Source organism: Cyanobacterium sp. uoEpiScrs1 (assembly GCF_947331815.1).
Taxonomy (GTDB): domain Bacteria; phylum Cyanobacteriota; class Cyanobacteriia; order Cyanobacteriales; family Microcystaceae; genus Rippkaea.
This window is the reverse complement of sequence record NZ_OX373462.1, coordinates 917,626-939,565: the sequence shown is the minus strand read 5'-3', so window position 1 is coordinate 939,565 and position 21,940 is coordinate 917,626. Positions and strand designations below refer to the sequence as shown.

General features: G+C 32.7%; 12 protein-coding genes. 7 read left to right on the top strand and 5 right to left on the bottom strand.

Annotated features, from left to right (window positions below):
• The first annotated feature begins 83 nt into the window (after positions 1–83).
• A complete protein-coding gene (locus tag OXU93_RS03260) occupies positions 84–3,122 on the top strand; it encodes a plasmid replication protein, CyRepA1 family (RefSeq protein ID WP_267384451.1) in 3,039 nt (1,012 codons plus the stop codon).
• Positions 3,123–3,488: 366 nt separating this feature from the next.
• Here OXU93_RS03260 and gor read toward each other — a convergent pair whose 3' ends face one another.
• Together gor and OXU93_RS03250 are read right to left on the bottom strand one after the other, a co-directional pair.
• Entirely contained in the window at positions 3,489–4,841 is a 1,353-nt protein-coding gene (gene gor, locus OXU93_RS03255) for a glutathione-disulfide reductase (protein ID WP_267384450.1), read from the bottom strand.
• A 921-nt stretch (positions 4,842–5,762) separates the two neighbouring features.
• The gene (locus tag OXU93_RS03250; RefSeq protein WP_267384449.1) at positions 5,763–6,377 is read right to left on the bottom strand and encodes a hypothetical protein; all 615 of its coding nucleotides are present in this window, start codon (positions 6,375–6,377) and stop codon (positions 5,763–5,765) included.
• Positions 6,378–7,097: 720 nt separating this feature from the next.
• Between OXU93_RS03250 and OXU93_RS03245 the strand changes: the two genes are divergently transcribed.
• The 5 genes from OXU93_RS03245 to OXU93_RS03225 all read left to right on the top strand — a co-directional run bounded on the left by OXU93_RS03245 (position 7,098) and on the right by OXU93_RS03225 (position 12,881).
• Positions 7,098–7,973, top strand: a complete 876-nt coding sequence (locus OXU93_RS03245; protein WP_267384770.1) for a 6-pyruvoyl trahydropterin synthase family protein — start codon at positions 7,098–7,100, stop codon at positions 7,971–7,973.
• A gap of 213 nt (positions 7,974–8,186) precedes the next feature.
• Complete coding sequence (locus tag OXU93_RS03240) at positions 8,187–8,597, top strand: CAAD domain-containing protein (protein ID WP_267384448.1); 411 nt, start codon at positions 8,187–8,189, stop codon at positions 8,595–8,597.
• A gap of 228 nt (positions 8,598–8,825) precedes the next feature.
• Positions 8,826–9,425 carry a peroxiredoxin gene (locus tag OXU93_RS03235; protein WP_267384447.1) on the top strand — a complete coding sequence of 200 codons (600 nt, stop codon included), beginning with the start codon at positions 8,826–8,828 and terminating at the stop codon, positions 9,423–9,425.
• Positions 9,426–10,777: 1,352 nt separating this feature from the next.
• Positions 10,778–11,362, top strand: a complete 585-nt coding sequence (locus tag OXU93_RS03230) for a DUF3038 domain-containing protein (RefSeq protein ID WP_267384446.1) — start codon at positions 10,778–10,780, stop codon at positions 11,360–11,362.
• 61 nt (positions 11,363–11,423) lie between these two features.
• Positions 11,424–12,881, top strand: coding sequence for a DUF4335 domain-containing protein (locus OXU93_RS03225; protein WP_267384445.1), 1,458 nt, complete (start codon positions 11,424–11,426; stop codon positions 12,879–12,881).
• 1,394 nt (positions 12,882–14,275) lie between these two features.
• Here the strand turns inward: OXU93_RS03225 and OXU93_RS03220 are convergent.
• Positions 14,276–15,277: a DnaJ C-terminal domain-containing protein gene (locus OXU93_RS03220; RefSeq protein ID WP_267384444.1), complete on the bottom strand. Its 1,002-nt coding sequence runs from the start codon at positions 15,275–15,277 to the stop codon at positions 14,276–14,278.
• 917 nt (positions 15,278–16,194) lie between these two features.
• Here OXU93_RS03220 and OXU93_RS03215 point away from each other — a divergent pair.
• A complete protein-coding gene (locus OXU93_RS03215) occupies positions 16,195–18,066 on the top strand; it encodes a phosphodiester glycosidase family protein (protein ID WP_267384443.1) in 1,872 nt (623 codons plus the stop codon).
• 1,180 nt (positions 18,067–19,246) lie between these two features.
• Here OXU93_RS03215 and OXU93_RS03210 read toward each other — a convergent pair.
• Together OXU93_RS03210 and carA are read right to left on the bottom strand one after the other, a co-directional pair.
• Positions 19,247–19,522 carry a phasin family protein gene (locus OXU93_RS03210; protein ID WP_416378782.1) on the bottom strand — a complete coding sequence of 92 codons (276 nt, stop codon included), beginning with the start codon at positions 19,520–19,522 and terminating at the stop codon, positions 19,247–19,249.
• A gap of 1,114 nt (positions 19,523–20,636) precedes the next feature.
• Entirely contained in the window at positions 20,637–21,779 is a 1,143-nt protein-coding gene (gene carA / locus OXU93_RS03205; RefSeq protein WP_267384442.1) for a glutamine-hydrolyzing carbamoyl-phosphate synthase small subunit, read from the bottom strand.
• Positions 21,780–21,940: the final 161 nt, after the last annotated feature.

Here is a 21,940-nt window from a genome sequence, read left to right as displayed (position 1 = left end):
ATCTAGAGTCTTTCTTTTAATATTAGAGATCCAAACACTACATATAGAGTTTGCTTCAATTAGTCTAGGATAAAGAAGGAACAATGAACCATAGGCAGGAATGGCAAAATAGCGGTGTTGATGAACAATTGATTAATCTCAATGTAACAGCCTTAGAGGGAACTTCTCCTTTAGATTATTTGTTGTATTCCAAAAAACTTCCTAGACGTAATGACGGTCGGGTCAATAACTCTATTTTAAGACGCTATGAGCATACGAAACAAGGGGGTTGGTGGTGTTCAGGAGTAGACTTATTGACGGGTTCTGAAGATTTATGGGGATGCTTTAAGCCCAATTTCCCTCGAATGAGTTATGATGAGCGGAAGTTAATCAAATATGAACATCCACCTAAAACATCCGCAGGGATTTTTGCCCTACGGGTGCCGTTGCGTTTGTGGCAACAATTAGCTCAACGTCACCACCAAGATTTTACTTTAGACAAGATTAATAATCAACTTTCGGATTTAGGATTTTGGCAATGGATCATAAATCATCCTTCAATTCCCCTTTGTATTACTGAAGGGGCTAAAAAAGCTGGGGCATTACTAACTGCAGGATATGCTGCCATTGCTCTCCCAGGGGTTAATAATGGTTATCGAACTCCTAGAGATAAGTTGGGTAACCGAATTGGTAAAACTAATCTTATTCCTCAACTCAAAAAGTTAGCAGTTTCGGGAAGAAAAATTTATATCGCCTTTGATCAGGATAGCAAACCAAGTGCTATCAAGGCAACAAATTCTGCTATTAGAAAATTGGGAAGTTTATTCACTCAAGCAGGGTGTCAAGTTAACGTTATTGTTTGGTCATCAAAATCTGGAAAGGGGGTAGATGATTTTTTAGCTTCTAAAGGAATTGAAAGTTTTGACAAAGTATACGAAAAAGCTTTACCTTTAACAACTTGGAAAGTACAAAGTTTGAGTCAGTTAACTTATCCTTCTGACATTGAGCTTAATACTAGATATTTAGAAGACTTATCAATTCCTGCAACTGCTAGTTTAATAGGGATTAAATCACCGATAGGAACTGGAAAAACTAAGGCTCTTGAAAAGATTGTTGAACAGGCTGTTTCTCGTCAACAAAAGATATTAGTAATTGGTCATCGCATTAAGTTAGTTGAACAACTTTGTCAACGATTTAAAATTCCTTATTTGACAGACATCAATAAAAATAATGTTAAAGAGTTCAAAGGATGTGGACTTTGTATTGATTCTCTTCATCCTAATTCGTTATCTAAGTTTAACCCTAGTGATTGGGCGAATGGTCTAATTATTATAGATGAGGTTGAACAGGTTTTATGGCATGTATTAAACTCAAATACTTGCAAAAAAAATAGGGTATCTATTCTAAGATCTTTTAAGAAGCTACTTGAACAAAATTTAGAATCTCAAGGAAAAATAGTTGTTTCTGATGCAGATTTAAGTGATGTTTCTCTCGATTATTTAATTTCTTTAATTGGGATTAAATTTAAACCTTTTATCATAACTAATAACTGGAAACCTAGGGATAAAGAAGCATGGATGGTGCATAATTATTCAGAAGTTACACCCCGAGAATGGCTCAAAGATTTAGTACAACATATTCAGGAAGGGGGTAAACCTTTCGTTTGTCTATCTGCTCAGAAATTAACGAGCAAGTGGGGTACACAAACTCTAGAATTTTACTTAAAAAAGCGATTTCCGGAGATAAAAATCCTAAGAATTGATTCTGAATCATTAACTGATCCTAATCATGATGCTTATCAATCTATCAACTATTTAAATAAAATCTTGTTGAATTACGATATTATTTTGGCTAGTCCTTCTATTGAGACAGGGATTAGTATTGATGTCAAAAATCATTTTACCTCTGTTTGGGGATTATTCCAAGGAATACAAGCTGCTACTTCTGTCTGTCAATCGTTAGGACGAATTCGGGATAATATTCCTCGTTATCTTTGGTGTGCTTCTTATGGCTTTAATACAGTTGGAAATGGCTCTACCTCAATTCCTAATTTATTAACTTCTAGCAATCGTGTTACTCAATTAAACATCAAGCTACTACAACAATCTGATTTAGAAGCTCTAGATGATATAGATATAGAATTCCAAGCAGAATCTTTACTTTGTTGGGCCAAAATGGCAGTTCGTGTTAATGCTTCAATGATTCATTATCGAGAATCTATACTAAGAAATATTAGTAATAAAAATCATTTAGTATTTCGTAAGAAAAAACTAGTCAAAATTAAAGATACTAAAGCACATAAAAAATACTTATATGATAATAGTCAAAATTCTCATCAATTAATAAAAGCAATTGAAAGTATTAGAGAACAGAATTATTATGAAGAATGTTTAATGATTGCAAGAGGGAAGGAAATTACGGACCAACAATATCAAATATTAAATAAGAGGTTAGTTAAAACTGCGGTTGAACGGCATAACATCAGAAAATATAATTTACAAAAACGCTACTGTATTGAAGTAACTCCTCAATTAGTTGCCTTAGACAATGAAGGATGGTATAACAAGATTCGTCTTCATTATTTTTTAACTTTGGGACGTTCTTATTTAACAAATAGAGATACTATTTTTGCGAAAAAATTCTTAGAGGAAGGACAAGGTAGTCTTTTTGTGCCTGATTTTAATGGTTCTCAATTAGGGGGAATTATTGGAACGATGGAGGTATTAGGAATTCCTGTGTTACTCATGAACCATAAGCGAAAGTTAAAACCTACAGATGAAGACTTACAAGCTATGGCAAGAATTGCTATTAAAAACCGAGCAGAAATAAAAACTATTACAGGAATTGGTATTGCTAAAAATTCTAGCCCTATCACAATCATAAGGCGCTTATTAGATAAAATTGGCTATGGATTAACTTGTATTGGTTCTCAAAAAGTTGATAAAAAGCGAGTGCGAGTGTACCAAGTTGTTCTTCCTAGTGATGCTAGACAAGAAATCTTTAGACAATGGTGGATAAGAGATGAAAAATCTCCAGGTAGTTCTGAATCTTGGATTGAAGAATATACAAACAGTAGGTTGGAAATGACTGGAATTCAGCAACAAGAAAACAAAAATTACATCCAATTGAGTTTAGAACTTTAGATGTTTGTTTTAATCGAGCTTAAAGATTAGATAGCTTAAAGCATATTAGATAGCAGTTATATTTTTAGTGAAAACTTTGTGAATTATTATCTAAGTCGTAAACACTAGAATGGAAAATAAATCTAAACACCTCAAACAAACATATTAGAAAAATAAATGACAGTGACAAATTGTACTGCGTTCCATTATGACACGATAATAGGGAGCTTTTATGGGAGCTTTTATGAAAGCTCTCTATTATCGTACTATGCAAAAAATAAAGGGATTTTTAGATGTAGATTTATGTATTTCAACAAATAAAGACTTTTAGGGCAAATCTAATGAAATTATTAATTAAACCCTCCCTGAATTCTACAATCAAAACACTTAACGCATAGTCACAAATTCTTCGGCAGAACTTGGATGAATACCAATAGTAGTATCAAAGTCAGCTTTCGTGGCTCCCATTTTCACTGCAATCGCCACTCCCTGAATGATTTCAGCTGCATGATCTCCTACCATGTGTGCACCTAAAACCCGATCACTTTCTTTATGGACAACAAGTTTCATAAAAGTTTTTTCCTCTTTTCCAGACAATACATAATACATAGGGCGAAACTTGCTGCGATAGACTTTGATAGTACTTTCCCCATATTGTTTTTTAGCTTGTGCTTCAGTTAATCCTACAGTAGCAGCTTCTGGGGTACTAAATACGGCAGATGGGATATTCTCGTAACTCATCGTACATGATTTACCACCAAATTTAGCGTCAGCAAAGGCGCGACCTTCACCAATAGCGACAGGAGTAAGATTGATGCGATCTGTACAGTCTCCTACTGCATATATATTCGGTTCAGCAGTTTGACTATATTTATCGACAATGATTATTCCATTTTGTACTTCAACTCCTGTATTTTCTAGTCCTAGGTTATCTAAATTAGGGATACGCCCAGTGGCAGCTAATCCAATAGCATCAGTTAAGACCATATCATTATTGCTATCTCCTTCTAGAGAAACTGTTAAACCTTGGTTTGTTTTTTTTACTCCAGAGATGGAACAGTTATTCAAGATACGAATACCATGTTCTAGCATAGATTCTTGGATGGCAGATCGGAGATCTTCATCAAATCCTTTCAATATTTTATCGCGGCGAATAATTTGGATTACGTCTGATCCCAGTCCATGCATAATACAGGCAAATTCTACCCCAATGTAACCTCCCCCCCAAATCACTACACGTTTGGGTTTTTTTGGTAGTTCAAACATCGCATTAGAGGTCACTAAATATTCTTTTCCCGGAATATCAGGTTTAATAGGACGTCCCCCCACAGCGATTAAAATTTTATCAGCAGTGACTTCAGTGTCACCTACTTCCACTGTGTGTGGGCCGAGAAGTCTACCATAAGTACGATATACTCGAACATTAGATTTATCTAACATTTTTTGGTAAATACCATTAAGGCGATCAACTTCCCCGTTGATGGATTTAACCATTTTACTCCAGTCAAGAGTGCTCTTAACTGGACTCCATCCATATCCTTGGGACTCTTCCAAAATGCTAGGAAAGTGAGAAGTATAAACCATTAATTTTTTGGGAATACATCCTCTGTTCACACAGGTCCCTCCTAGACGATCAAACTCTGCCAATCCGACCTTAGCTCCATATTCTGCGGCGCGTCTAGCAGTAGCAATCCCTCCTGAACCACCACCGATGACGAATAAATCGAAATCAAAACTCATAATTTTACTAGATCTCCTTAGACTTAAACTTTTACTTTGTGCTTTTCGTATCCATTTTTATCTTAAGATAGTTGGCTATTTAAACACAATGATTATTCATGATTGCAGATTAAACTTTATTCGTCTTATCTTTTTGCTTGACTTAACCTTTTTACAAGTGATAGCAACACTCTTCGCCTGTATTTTTGATAGCAAAAATTTTCACTCAAACCTTGCACTTTAAAGACACCTCCTATTAGGTTAATAACTACAAAAGTATTTTTTGATCGTATCTGATGTTAAATAACTAGCTGCAATAGTACTTTTATTAAAGTATGATTAAAAATTTAACGTTGAAACTTTAATATATATGAAAAGTAGATTGCTTAATTTAAATACATTGCAAATATTAGCGAATGAAGCTTTGAGTTCAACAGCATAAACTAAATAAACGTTTAAAATAATTAAAAATTGACTATTAGATGTAGACTCTCTGATCAAAAAATTAATTTAACCTGAAACTAGTAAAATCTTTATTAATGTTGAGATGCCAATTGTTAATATTAATACTAGCAATTGTTTATTTATTTAATTATCTAAAAAGTATTTTATACTGAACTTTTTTTAAAAATATATAGAAAAAAATTTTTTGGTAAAAACTTCATAATATTTTGCATTTATACATTCTCTAACTATATAATCACTTATAGTTATCTACCTTTATTTATTGAGTTATTGTCTCTAATTTATACTTTTTAAAACTTTTTGTACTATAGATTGAACAGACAACTAACAATAGTATTACGTAAACTAGTTAATTGTAAAAAAATAATCTATATAACGAGAAAATAAATAAAAATTAGATGAGAATATTAGCTAATTAATTATTCAAAATAAAAATAATTTTTAATATAAACATCATAAATTCATCAGTAATTTAAATCATTTCATTGCTGCTAATAAAGCAATAAGTGCATTATTTTCATGGTGATTAATTTCTTGATCTAACCACGCAATCCTTACCGCAATAGGAAAGACGTTCGCTGCGACATCTGGATCAAGTTCTTTCAATAATTCTGGTGATTGAGGCACTTTTAGAGCAGATCTAATACTAATTAGTATAGATTGATCCAACTTAAGAGAAGAAAGTTGGGCTTCTACCTCATACCAGTCAATTTTATCACTAGGAACTCCTACTTGTATTAGATAGGCCAATAATCTAGACAGTTGCAATTGTTGACCATCATTCATATGGCAATAATTTTCATTGGTTAAGCTGTCAATCTTAGAGCATGATCTTCTAGTATCTATTTCTGATACTTGTAGATTTTTAATAATTTGTTGCCAGTCCTTAGTATCGCATGAATCAGGTTTAGCTACCGTTAGACAAACATGAATGCGTTCAGCCTTGGGAGAAAGTTGGGTAACTATCGCTTGAACTCCAAGATAACCTAACCAACGAGCAATTGTATCGACTAGGGTCGCTCGAGTAGCTTGAGAATTTGCTAACAAACGGATTTGGGTTTGAACTAGAGGACGAACAATTTGAGAGAGCATGATAACTAAGATACTTTAATTTCTCTTCTCTCCGTAATATATATCAATTGTCAAGTCTAATGTTATCACAAAGATAGCGAAACCAATTTCAAAGACAGGCACATGTCATGCTTCTATTGTAGATGGTTTAAATGATAGAGCTCTTTTGATAATAAAGAGAGAATTATTGACATTTTACTCTTATTTAAGTTTTTTTAACCTTGATATTTAATTTTTACTCACAGAATGAATGCGCGCTAACTTGTTTGTCTAGCTAATTCATATCGTTAATTGCCAAAATTTATCAATATTTTTTAGGATTTCGCTGTACCTGAACAAAAAACAAAAGATTTTTAGAATCTTTAGGATATTTAGAAAATTTTAAAAAAATTATGTTTATTAAAATCAATAAATTTTAAACTAGAACTTAATAAATAGTAAATCAAATTATTACACCAAATATTCAAATATTATGAAATTGCTATTACCAATTAACAGCTACATAGTATAAAAATAGCTGATAATTATTAAAGGAATAAGACTTAAGGAATAAGACTTTAGGACTTCTTTTTCTTGAAAAACATGAATAAACTAACTATTTTCGAGATAAATAACTCACTTTTGATTAAGTAAAACATCTTGCTTTATAAAAGTTAAGTAATAAAATTTGTCTCTAACTAGTTTATGCTAAAGATGACAGGGTTTGTTAAACTTTTACGAAAATTGTTTCCTCCAACTTTTATGGAATGTATTATTAGCCGCCGCGCAAGATTCTCGGCAAGTCATCGGTATTGGCTACCCGAATTCGATGAGGGGAAAAATAAAAGACTATTTGGGTCCTGTGCAAAGTTTCCTGGTCATGGACATAATTATGTTCTATACGTTTCCTTAATCGGGGAGGTTGATCAGTATGGCATGGTAGAAAACCTTTCCAGCGTTGAACAAGTTATCAAAAAAGAAGTTATAGATCAGCTAGATTATAGTTATCTAAACGACGTTTGGAAAGAATTTCAACAAACTTTACCCACCACCGAAAACCTAGCAAGGATTATTTGGCAAAAGTTAGCGCCCCATTTATCTCTTGCTAATATCCAATTATTTGAATATCCTCAATTATGGGCACAATACCAAGGAAATGCTATGAAAGCTAGTTTAACCGTTCAAACCCATTTTAGTGCAGCACACCGCCTAGCTCTTCCCGAATTAAGCCTAGAAGAAAACACTAAAATTTATGGAAAATGTGCTCGTATCCATGGCCATGGTCATAACTACCATCTCGAAGTTTCTGTTGCTGGAGAGATTGATACACGTACAGGAATGTTAGTAGATTTAGGAGCCTTACAAGAGGTCGTCAACAATTATGTAGTCGAACCATTTGACCATAACTTTCTTAACAAAGATATCCCTTACTTTACTCGAGTTGTTCCTACCACTGAAAACATAACCTTTCATATTGCTCAATTACTGCAAAAACCTATTGGAGAACTCGGTGTAGAGCTTGATAAAGTTAAATTAATCGAGAGTCCAAACAACTCCTGTGAGATTTATTGTCATAAGTATTCTGAACTTTCTCAAAAATTGACCCATCAAAAGTCTATCTTGGCAACTACTAATTAGAGGATTAAAACTCGGAATGAACTGACGTCAAACTGCTAGAATTGACGTAAGATTAAAACTTGAAGATTATAGCAAGTTGACAGTTGCTTCAAGGAAATGATCTAAGCATTGGTGTGTCTAACAATATGGGCAAACACTAGGCAGTATACTAAATGATGCGACTGTCTTGTCGCCTACAAAAATCTCCAATTTTAGATTAAGGATAGATGTACAATGGAATCCCAAGCTCAAGAAAAAACGATCCCTCAAATCTTGGATACTGAAGTTCCAGGGACAATTACCAAGCAATCTTCTACAATTGATCAACCTTGGCAAGAGTGGCTAGAACCTTTAGTTGATCTTCTTTCTAATGCATCTGATTACATTGGACAATGGTTCAACACCTATAGACAATTACTGACCACTCTTGGGATTGTCCTTCTTGCCATCATCAGCGTTAAGATTATTGTTGCAGTTCTCGGAGCAATTAGTGATATACCCCTTTTAGCTCCTGTTTTACAACTCGTAGGGCTAACTCATACTGCCTGGTTCGTTTGGCGTTATCTATGGAAAGCGTCTAACCGCCAAGAATTAATAGCCGAGTTTGATGCCCTAAAAAATCAAATTTTTGGTGAAAACGCTTAAATCACTTTTCGTAGACTAAAATCCCTCCGACTATCGCAGTACGGAGGATTTTTTATCTACATATTGTTAATGTATTTTTTTACAGACAGAGATAAAGGAACCCATTTTATTTTAACAAATGTGCCATTGAGCAATGGCACATTTGTAGAGATTGTATGATATATTCAGAACCGAAGGTAAACGTGAAAGTTTTCCCAAGTCCAGCAGATTTTAGGAGAATTACAACTTATGACGACAGAGGGACGCCTGCAGGTCGGTCAACCTGCGCCCGACTTCACCGCGACAGCCGTTATTGATCAGGAATTCCAGACCAAAAGACTATCAAGCTATCGTGGCAAATATGTTGTCCTATTTTTCTATCCCTTAGACTTTACCTTTGTTTGCCCCACTGAAATCATAGCATTTAACAATCACTATGACGAGTTCACCAAACTTAATACAGAAGTTTTGGGCGTGTCAGTCGATAGTGAATTCTCTCACCTGGCTTGGATTCAAACTGATCGTAAAGAAGGGGGAATTGGTGACATTAATTATCCCCTAATTTCTGATATTAAAAAAGAAATTAGTACTGCTTATAATGTATTAGATCCAGAAGCTGGAGTAGCCCTAAGAGGGCTGTTTATCGTTGACAAAGAAGGAATTATTCAATATTCTACTGTTAACAATCTTTCCTTTGGTCGTAGTGTTGAAGAAACATTGCGAACCCTTAAGGCAATTAAACATGTTCAGACTCACCCAGATGAGGTCTGCCCTGTAGATTGGAAAGAAGGAGACAGAACTATGATTCCTGATCCTGTGAAGGCAAAAGTATACTTTTCAGCTGTTTAGTTTTCCTAACCAATATTCATTATCTCCTACTGAATTACATGCCAGATATTATTCCCTACCTATACTTGGGGTATATTAGTTTTGACAGTTACTTTTTAGACAGTTTCTTTAGTTAGGCATAATATTAACTTCTATAGATTTTTTAGTACGCTTAACATGAACGTTTTTGGCCTTTTTCAACTAAGTCATAATAAACTAGCAGTTATGGTAAATGAGAACTGTAGCCTTGTTTAGTATGACATTGTTGAAGTTATGCCAAAAAGTAACTATTTATATTCAATTTTATGCTTACATATTGATAATCAAACTAAATTACAGTCAGCTAGTTAATATTAAAATTTAGTGATTTTGACTATTAGGTATTTAGATGTATGCGCAAAGGTAATTTAAAATGCGTTCTTTTTGATAAAAATGTAAATATTTATTTATCCTCTTAAACCTAATATAAGTGTTGACAAATCAAAGAGATTTTTTATTACAAATAGACTCGAGAGAGATATGAAGTATTTAGAGTTATTCATTTGAATTTTTTTAGAAAATTTATATTTTCAGGAATAAATAACACGCCAATAATTTATTGTATTTTTAATAGTTTGATTAAACTTGAATAATTTGCACTTTGTTAAGTATCTATTGTACTATTAATATTTAAATCAATAAAATTTTTAAAAGTACTACAAACATAATATCATTTTTTTATTTTTAGACAATAGTATAAAAATATATTATTATCGTCAGAATTTAGTATTATTTATCTATACTATAGAATATGTTTTATTCTTTTATTTGCTGTTAAGCTGAAAGTTTTTAGTAATACGATAAGTATAATAGAAGTTCTTTGGGCTAAAATATATTATACGATTATAGTATTTTTATAAAATTAATTAAAATAAAAGTTAGTTACGATAGTTTATGATAACTAAACAGTAAACAACACACAATGATCTAGACATTTACCATTATCAATACCTAATTGAATTTAATTATTCTTGGAATACAATAGAGTTAAAAATTATTGTTATGATGAGACATTAAAGTATTTACTGATAGAAAACAGAATATAAGAAATTTATGAATATAAGGAGTAAAATAATATATAGTTGTTACGCTAAAAAAATAACAATATTCTTAAGAGTTACTCAGGATTAAATCTCATAATTACATCAACTTTATACTATGAATACATTGTCTTAGTTTTAATTACTGAATATATGAGATTATTTTACGTTAATAATTTACCCTATGGCTAGATAAGTTAAGAATTATGTTACCTACTTATGAGCTGGTTTAAAATGGTTAGATAAACTACCCCTATAATTACTGATGACATACTATGGAGGAAAATTTAATCGATGTCTTCTACTGTCAAAACATCAATGTCTATAACTAATTGGGCAGAAGTTTCTTGGACAAATGTTCCTACTTCAGAAGAACTTGAACGTATCAATATTCATTTAGACTTAATACTACTGGGGTTAGAAGCTTTAATAAATCTTCATAATGATAGTTTGAGCGAAGCAGCTACTGAACTAGGACTACAAACGATTATAGTCAAAAATTGGCTCCCATGGATGCAAAGACAGTCTTTAACATACTACGAAAGTCTAAAATCAAAGTCATTAAAAGTAGAGGAAGTGCGCTCGTTAATCGTCATTATTTGCTATTTATGCCAACAAAATAAAGAAATTATCCGTCGTGCTGTTACTCTTCTAGAACAAATTACAGCTCAGAATAAAGATCCGCTAGAACTTGCGTTACTCGGCAATTACTTTAATAAGTTTGAGTACCTTTATCAATTAAACATATCTAAAAACAAAAGTTTTAAGTTTCCCCAATTATCAAAATTAGCATTTAAACTCCTAGTAGACTTACTTTTTTATAGTACTAATAATGGACACCACCGTCTTTGGTTAGCCATGTTAGATCACACGCGTTAGAACACCCTTTAAATTAATAATTTAAATTACTCTTATCTTATCCTATATTTAAATCTTATCTATGAAATTATTTAATAATGCCCCTGTCCGACGTTACACTCCTCCTACTTGCACCCTTGAACTATGGGACAAACGTCCTTATTTGTCTCGTTGGAAAGAAAAGGCACCCCTAAAAGAGTTAAATTTTGTGCTGAATTTTGATGATCCTAAAGTTTTAGAAGAACAACAAGTAACGATTCAGGGAGATATCCCTCAACTAGAATTTTTATGTGATATGGTTGCCTGTTATGTTCAAAATCTTCTCTGTCAAACCATTAGTTGCTTGACTATTACTCATCAGTCTTCTTTTAAAGAAGTTACTTGTTCGACTAAAATTTCTTCTTCTAGTGATGAAATAAATGAGTCCAATTTACCTCCCTCATTACAGCCTAAAGGCTTTTTAAATCATCAGCTTAAATTAGGTTCCTTAAAAAGGAAAGCTTCCCATTCCTTCGTTAGTCTAACTTCGTCTCAACTCTTTGATCTACTTAATGCCTTAGAAAATTATCAAGAGGATCTGACAGTCTTATCCTCTTCCAAGAATTCTACTCACCGTCAGGAAATTTGGGTGTGGACTTGGGTAACTGCAGTTGCTCTGTTAGCCATTGCTGTTCCAGCAGTGGTACCAAAATGGCTCGATAGATTGAACTATAGTGGTGTATCCTTAATTCAAAATAACGAAAATCCAGAACAAATGTTATCTTTTTTGGATGTATTGCCTCCTGTACCACCTCCACCAAATGCACCTATTCCTTCTCTATCAATGCCTCCAATATTAGCAACAAAAGATCCATTACCTCCCCCAGAAAGAATTAATATAATCTCTTCACCTTCTCGTAATTCATCTACCGATATAAAACCTTCCACTTATCCAGTGTTACCATCCTCCTCCTTGTTTTCTACAACTTCTCTACAACCATTAACAACTAATAATTATTATCAACTTTCTACCGAGCCTTCAGCTGGAGATATCCTGACACCTCAAGGGTTAAGAAATCCCGCAATTATGTCTTCTTTTCCTTCAACAATGGCTGATAGTCCTAGTGATATTCCCGACATTTCCACTCCACCACCTCTACGGACTGAAATGTTGGTAGAGCAATCCTCTAAAGAGTCAATCCCTGAAACTCCTATTGTTAATCCTTTGTCCGAAGAGTATGCCTTCGTTCAACCAACCCCTCAGAAAACTCTCCTTGATGCTACTCCTCAGGTAGCAGAAGTTCGTCAGTATTTTCAACAACACTGGCAACCACCTAAAAATCTCTCTCAAACTCTAGAATACCGCCTAATTGTTCAGCCTGATGGTTCCTTAAAAAAAGTAATTCCTTTAGGAAAAGCAGCTACAATGTATTATAGCAAAGCATTCATTCCTACCCCTGGGAGTATTTTTGTTTCGTCGCTTGATACATCAGAAAATCAAACTATCCGCTTAGTTTTAAGTCCTAATGGTAATGTTAAAACCTTTTTAGAGTGGGAGTAAACGACTTTTTGTTTTGACAAAACAGATTTGATCTACATAATTTATATTCAAAAATTATGTCGAAAAAGAAAGAAGATAATAAGAAAAATTAAATCTATTTTGATTTACTTAAAAAAGCTATCTTTACTTTATTTTTTTGAAATAGTACAACTGCGGCATCTTTGTACAATTACTTGATTTATACACGGAGATAGATTTAGTTAATTAATCAAGTAATAAAAGATTAATTTTCACTTTTTATCTTACAATCTTTTCTATTCGTATTTTTAAATATATAAGGTGTTATAAGTACAAACCATAGTTAACATAAGTAGTTAACTAAATAAAAATAGTTTAGGACTGAATAATTATACGATTATCATGAATATATATATATTTTTTTTAACACCAATAATAATCTATAAAAAATATTAAGCTTCAAATTTTAGTCATATATAAAGCTATAGGTAATAATAAGTAGACAGTGGTTTATCTACATATAAATTACAGAATACGAACATACTGCAATAAAAATTTTACTATGGCTTGAAATAAGTAGTGAGATTAAATTGATATCCAAAACAGATAACTAATCTATCAGAGTATACTTATTAGAGGGTAGTTCCTAAAAGGAAACTTTACTTTATATCAAAAAAGCTAAAATACATCAATTGAATTATTTAGATAAGATACTACAGCGATTTTTTAATAAAGCTAGTATAATTAATGTGATAAAAATCACATCTTAATTTAATAGATAATTTGATTTACCGGAGTTTTGCTCTACTTAAATTAGATTAAGAAAATAGTAAAGATATCTAGTTTAAATTAAATTAATTATATTTTTAATCCAGAAACTAGATAACTTTTTTGAAAAATATTCATAAATAAGCATTTAGGCAATTTTTGTACAAGTAAGTTTTACTTATAAAGTTAATTAGAAGAATTAACGATAATCATGAATCACTTAAATATAAAAATGATACTCTACATTAGAAAAATATTTTATGTTAAAGAAGCAATTCACAGAAAAATATAAATATCGAAGTATAAGACTTGACCCTATAATAAGCAGAAAAAATGACCTAGATTATATCGCGCTCGCCCTTCATCATAAACTGCCCTTGATAATCAGGTTTATCCTTATTAAGATAAGTTGTTCTTATATATCCCTGCTCTTATTTTGTCATAATTATAGTCAATAGTTAAAATAAGCTAAATATTTTTTTGACAGTTAATATCAAAAAATAAATTTTAGCTTAAGCAGTTATCAGCTTAATCAAGAATTAAAAGTTAACACATATCAAACTCTTTAAATTAATAAACAATGATAGACTAATTTTGCTAATTGCTCAATAAATTTTTCTCAGATCAAAATTATATAGTAGTTCAATCATAGATTTATTTTGTAATTTTTAAAGACTCACCGTTTTTAAATGACTGCGTGGATTATGTACACGACATGCACTAATTTTTTGATAAAGTTCCAATTCTGTTTCTGTCAGACTCTGAGGAGTATCCATCACAATTTTGACTAATTGGTCTCCTCGTCCATCTTTGGGATGAACCCAACCTTTACCTCGAAGACGCAAAGATTGACCAGAATTAATTCCTGGAGGAACCCTTACTGTTACCATTCCATCGGGAGTAGGGACATTAATAGATGCACCTAAGATAGCTTCATCAGGCGTAATAGGAACTGTACAGACCAAATTCTCCCCTTCAAACTGGAAAAACGGATGAGGGATCAATTCAATTTTGAGATATAAGTCTCCCCGTTGTTGATTATAAGGATTAATGGAACCCTTGCCCCGAACTCTTACCCTACTTCCTGTCTTCGCCCCGGCAGGAATTCGAACATCAAGAACTTCATTGCCTAAATTAAGACGTTTTTGCACACCTTTAAAAGCTTCAGAAAAAGATAAACGCAATGTTGCTGTTCTATCAGTTACAGGAGGTTGAGTTCCAAACCCTCCTACATCAGAAAAGCCGCTAAAATCACTATATTCAGGTTGTCTCCCAGCAGTAGTTCTATAACTATAACCTCCTGTTCTTGATCCATTAGTCGAGCCAAAACGGCCTAATAATTCGTTAATAAATTCATCAAAATTACCATATTGGCTAAAATTAAAATCGTTAATATCAACACCACTCTGACCATTCGGCCAAACATCTTGATTAGCTCGTTGCCAATATTGACCAAATTGATCATATTTCTGACGTTTTTCGTGATCTGATAAAACTTCGTAAGCTTCGCTAATTTCTTTGAATTTTTCTTCTGCTTGTTTATTCTCAGGATTTCTATCAGGATGATATTTTACAGCCAATTTACGGAAGGCTTTTTTTATTTCTTCCGCACTGGCATTTTTATTCACTCCCAAAATAGCGTAATAATCTTTGTAGTCCGTTGAAGCCATCAATAAAAACCTCTTAGTTGATAGTCAAAAAAAGATTTGAAGTTCAATCTGAATAATCTTATCCTTCTAATCTAGAATAACAAAACCGTCAAGCCTATTTTGTTCGGTTTTCCCTGACATAGGAGAGAGAATTTTCCCTACCATTACGTTCAATCAAATCTATCTTATGAAACAGGAAGAACATCATAGAGGATACACTAACATTTTTACAATAATCTGACTTGAAATGAAGTGAACATAATTTTGACTGTACTATAAATAAACTTGGCAATATATTATTAGTATTTGTTAATTTAATCTGTTTGAATTGCAGTTTAACTTATCTTTTAATTAATAATTAAAAGATAAGTTGTTATAATAATTGGATACTCTTAACTATTATGGCATAAGCAAAGATAATTCTATGATTGGAGTTGTAATTTGTATAGTTATTTAGAGAATATTAGTTTGCTATATTCTAGAATTATAATTAACTGAATAAAATTTAACCAATTGAATTAATGTATACTATTAACCTTATAAGCAGCTGTTATTAAATACTAAGATTTAATTTAGCTACCTTACTTTTTGACTTGGTGATAGGAGAATAATAGACTAGAGAAGTTCAAATGTAAAAAAATAATAACTTGCTGTTGAGATTAACTTTGTTGTAGTTATATACTGCTTTGTCTAGTATCTAATGATTTTATTTATACTGTAATTTTTACAGCGTTTACACAATATGCATCATTATATTTTGTTTTCAAATAATTTTTAGGACTAATACTTAGCCAGTCATCAAAATATAGCAACTACTCATTGAGAAACAAGTTTATCCCTATAAAATTTTTTAAGAAAAAATTACTTATGTGATTGTTCTATGTTAAGTTGGTACTTAAGATATTAAGACTCAAATAAAGCCGTGTGAGGATGAATCTGTGAGACAAGTGCAGTTGAACTCTCTTAGCCTTTATTGTCTCTCCCTAGTATCAGCCCTGTTAATTCATTGGTTAATTTCCGGAGAATACGACAAAATTACTCAACATATTTTCTTCCCTAAGCCTTTACCTGTCGAAGCTTCTGATGGGCCGCAACAAGGGAACGAAATATATCTAAATGGGAAATTATTCAACATTCCTTGGAGCAAGTGGAGTCGGGGTAATAGTCAGCGGATTGGAATTAGTGATACTGGAGTGATGAATTTATTAGGGATAGAACTACTGAGCACAAATAAGCCGACCCTACAACCTATTAGATGGTTTTCTACCGATTCTAGCCAATCTTTTTCTATTACAGCACGATTTATCGAGCCATATCGATATTTAGACGTAACCGACTTAATAGAGTCAGTGCAAGGAACTTTGCAGGTGAAGGATAATCTTTTAGAGATCACCTTACCGCCAGCACGTATCAGTGGTATACGTGAAGGGAACCAAATTTGGGGTAAGCGCATCGTGGTCGATGTTGATCGACCGACTGTTTGGCAGGTCAGTCAGGCTAAAGGGAAAGGGGTTGTAACAATTTCAGCGCATACTAATGTCTTTTCTTCTGATCAGATGTCAACAGGACTGTCTCCAATTAGTGAAACTTGGGATGATCCCGATGAAGATGACCTCGGTAGCAATATTTCTCGACCCATTACTTCTCAATTATTTTCTTTAGAGAAAAATGGACAAATCACAAAAGTTCATATAAATTTACCAACATCCCACGGTTTAAATGTCTTTAGTATTGCTAACCCCTATCGTATTGTCATCGATGTCCGTCCTGATGCCAGGGTGCCAAAGCAAATCTCTTGGACAAAAGATATTATTTGGCGACAACAGTTAGTTAAATTACGAAAAAATATTTTTCCAGTTAATTGGTTGGAAATCAATGCGAGATCATCTCAGATTTCTCTAAAACCCATTACAACCTATCCCAACAGGCAAGAAGGGACAGCTCCTTTAGTAACCATAGCTAAAGAATGGAAAGCTTCAGCAGCGATCAATGGAGGTTTTTTTAATCGTAATAATAAGTTGCCTCTAGGAGCAATCCGATCACAAGCTCGTTGGTTATCCAGCCCCATTTTAGGTCGCGGGGTAATCGCCTGGAATAATCAAGGGCAGATAAAAATAGGCCGTCTTAGTTTTCAAGAAACGCTAGTTACTAGCAAAGGACAACGCATTCCTATCTTATTTCTAAATAGTGGTTATGTCCAAGCAGGAATGGCCCGCTATACTCCTGAGTGGGGACCCAAATACGTCCCCATGTCAGATAATGAAACAATTATTTTTATACAAAATGGTAGGGTAATCGACCAAAAAAAAGCTAATGAAGTGGGTAAAAACCCCTTTTCTATTCCAGCCAACGGCTACTTGTTAATCATTCGTAATAGTACTATTTCTGCTGCTGCCTTGCAACTGGGAACAAAGGTTCAAATTGAAAATACTACAGCTCCTACAGATTTCAAGACCTATCCTAACATTCTTGGAGCAGGTCCAGTCTTGATTAGTAACAATCATATTGTAGTTGATGGAGCTCTAGAAAGGTTTAGCAAAGGATTTCAACAGCAAAAAGCTTCTCGTAGTGCTATTGGTGTAACGAACCAAGGAAAGATTATGTTAGTGGCAGTTCATAATCGTGTTAGAGGACGGGGGGCAAGTTTAAGGGAAATGGCAGAAATTATGCAGCAGTTGGGAGCAGTCAATGCGTTAAATTTGGATGGAGGAAGTTCAACGTCTTTAAGCTTAGGAGGACAATTGATTGATCGTTCTCCTATCACTGCGGCAAGGGTTCACAATGGAATAGGAGTTTTTGTCAATCCATAGTTTATTACTTTCAAAAAGTATAGTATAAGACAATTGTGGACAAACTAAAGTCTACGTCCCAACTGATTTTAAAATTAGCAAATAAAAATAGTGGACTATGACCTTAAAAGTTATGAAAATTTTGTCAAGATTAATTTAGGGAGAATGCTATTTTAATCTCGGCTAAAAGCTCAGGAAGGTACAGAATAAATTTAAAGAAAATAAAGAAGATATAGAAGATATCTAAATAAGAGTATGGTTTATTAATTGATAGACGATAAGACTCATCTGATTTTAGACGATAGTTGAAGTATGCTATAAAAAAAAGGAAGAAAATAAAAAATATTTTTAATTAATTTCCTATTTTCTGTTATTCTTTATTGTTATTATTAGCAGAGCGTATTTAAAAAAACAGTACAGGCTATAATTCCTTTGGAATATATTTAACTTTAATTAATAGTATTCCAACCTACAAAACCAAAAATACTATAGTGAAATATAATTTCAGCACTGTCGGCTGATTATAGTTAATCACTTTTATAAGTTAGTCTAGCTTTTTCACTACATAATTTTCCAGGAATATTAAATAAATGATTCTAGCATAAACGAACAGTTAAATGACTATCCTAAAGCTATCTCTATTTTAGAGAATAGTACAAAAATAAGTTAAGTGACAAGTGAAATTCGTTAGAAATTAAAACTAGTAAATAATTTTAGATATTACTTCTATTGAACTCGTCTATTCTAGCTTAATTATTAAAGATTAATATGCATAAATAATTATGTATTAGTAACTCATACACGAACAAACAACATATATTTTAAAAAAGTAAATTAATTCAAATATATATTTTTATAAACATTTAACTTTATATCTCATCTAGTTTAAATAAAACTTATCTATATTATCTATTTAATAGATAATATAAGATCATACATTTTACTATCAACTAAAATAATATGCTTTGAAGTCTATTTTTGTCCATCGTTTGTTTTAACTTGTGACATATATTTCCACACCATTCATTGACATTTGACTATTTATTGAGTTTAATGTTTTTCTTGAAGCCTGTTCGACTTTATATTAATAATTTAAATAATAAATAGCGTATTTATCTTTTAAAAGTCACAATTTTTCTTCTAAAGAAGATAATCAGTCTTACAGTTTATTTATATCATAGGACTTCGAGGTTTTTGTAGTCTATTCTTCTATAATTATTTCAATTAATCGAGGTTCTTTATCAGAAGAAGATTCAGATAAGTCTGAAGTTTTTGTATGAGCCTGCTGTATCAGGTCATCAACGTACTTACGTGCTTCCTCAGCGGTTATTTCCCCTCGTGCCACCATTGTATCAGCTACTTTTTGTGCTTGTTTCTCTAGCTCAGTGAGAGCCACACGAGTTTTCTCATTCGCATAAGACGCTAAACCTATTCCCATATAAAATGCTTTTTGGACTAAATTACCTAGATCAGCCATGACTAACAATTTTCTCCTCGTAACTTAAGCAATATTTTCATCTTCTAGTATAATCATGTCTTGACTGAATAAATCCTAACTGAAGTAATTTTCTCTTGATTGAGGACTTGGCAGATAAACTCTGAAGTCATCAGGATTCACGAATGACTATCTACTCTTACAGTCTTTAATTACCATAACGAAATCTATTAAGCTCTATTTCAAATTTGCGTAGATTGGAGTGATTACTTCAATTACTCCAATTACTCCAATTACAATGTTTTCTGTAAAACTCGTGGAAATTTAGTATAAAATTCTTGAGTGAGAAAAATGACAATGATACATTGGTCTAATGTTGCCGTTGATATGAATACTAAATAAAACAATGAGTTTGTTAAGACATAGCAGTAGCAAGTTCTCGAGAAAAGTTTATCTAACCGTACTACATTATCAGAGACAAATATAATTAAAATAACAGTTCATTGACTCACTTTTCCTACTAACAACACTAATATTTATATTTTTCAATGTACGACAATTATCATAATAATGCATAATAGACAAAGAAAAATTTAAATATTAATCTAGTAACTAGTGCTGATAATGATAATCTCCCATGTTAATCATTTTAGCGATATGGGAGATTATCATTATACTTCTTACTTGAGGGAAATATATTCACCTAACACAATACAAAATATTTTCTATAGTAAGTTATGAAACAAATGTGCAAAAACAAACGCCACTACTAAAAATAGAATTAGCTATTTAATGAGCTTAAAGGTGAGTAGAAAGTACAAAAACATTATTAGATTTATCATTTATCGCCATATAAAAGTGGATTAAATATAATTGAATTATATCTATTTTTATGATAAATAATACTAAAAAATCATGACTCAAAAATTATGACTAAAAAACAACTATTTAGCTAGAGTAAAAAATAATAATTCTTAAAAATTGTCCACATAATTCTCTAATAAATCACGTCTCTTTAGAGAGAAGTAAATAAATAACTTCATTAATTATTCAGTCTTTTTTTAGTGTGATGAATACACAGAAAAGTCAAGTAAATTAATGAAAATATTTAAGAGTCGTTTCCCATATAATTTTAAGAATTATTAAAGTTATATACTTAGTTCTTATTTTCGTGCATTAATCTAACAAATTTATCGAATAAGTAATCTGCATCGTGGGGACCAGGACTAGCTTCAGGGTGATATTGAACTGAGAAAAAAGGTAGAGTTTTATGGGATAAACCTGCAACAGTCTGATCATTTAAATTAAGATGAGTAACTTGTACATCAACATCTAAAGACTTTTCTTTCACTGCAAAACCATGGTTTTGACTTGTAATTTCTACTTGTTTATTTAATCCACAAGGTTGATTTAAACCCCGATGGCCAAACTTTAACTTAAAGGTTTCTGCTCCTAAGGATAATCCTAAAATTTGGTGTCCCATACAGATTCCAAAGGTAGGTTTTCCTGTTTTAATTAACGCTTTGGTAAGTTTGATTCCTTCTTCGACTGCTGAGGGATCTCCAGGCCCATTGGATAAGAAAATTCCGTCTGGATTATATTTTAAGACTTCTTCAGAAGATATATTCGCCGGAACCACAATAACCCGACAACCATAACTAGCCAAGCGACGAAGAATATTCCGTTTAATTCCAAAATCAATTGCCACCACCGTTAACGGATCTTTTGAAACTTCTTTGTTATTTGGACGAAATTCCCAAATAGGATCAGTAGGTGTAGACCACTCATAAACCTCTTTAGTGGATACTTCCTTAACCAAATTTAATCCACCCATCTTGGGAGTTAATTGAGCTTGACGCAGTAATTCTGTTGGTTCAAGAATTTCTGTAGAAATTGCTCCATTCATTGCTCCTACTGAGCGAATTTTACGGGTTAAAGCACGGGTATCTATGCCATAAATTCCAACAATTTTATGGCGACTTAAATAGTTAGGGAGAGACTCTGTAGATCGCCAGTTACTTGGACTATAGGTTATATTGCGCGCAATGACACCTTTAACTTGTGGACAAGAGGATTCTTCGTCATCAGGGTTAGTCCCCGTATTTCCTAACTCAGGGTAAGTAAAGGTGACGATTTGACCGCAGTAACTTGGATCAGTCAAAATCTCTTGATAGCCAGTCATTCCTGTATTAAAAACGATTTCTCCTAACGTGGTACCCTTTGCTCCGAATGACCACCCTTCGAAAGAAGTTCCGTCCACTAACATCAATAGAGCTGGTGTCGCTTTTACTATCGCCATAATCATTAAATTTTTGATACTGAAAATGGATGAAAATCAACGGTGAGCGGTAGACTGGATCAGGCAAGCTATTAATGCCTGACTGTCTAGTCGTCTGTCGTCTGTTGAAACACACCCATCCCCAGGTTACAACCGACGATCTTACCAGATGTGGTTCGGCG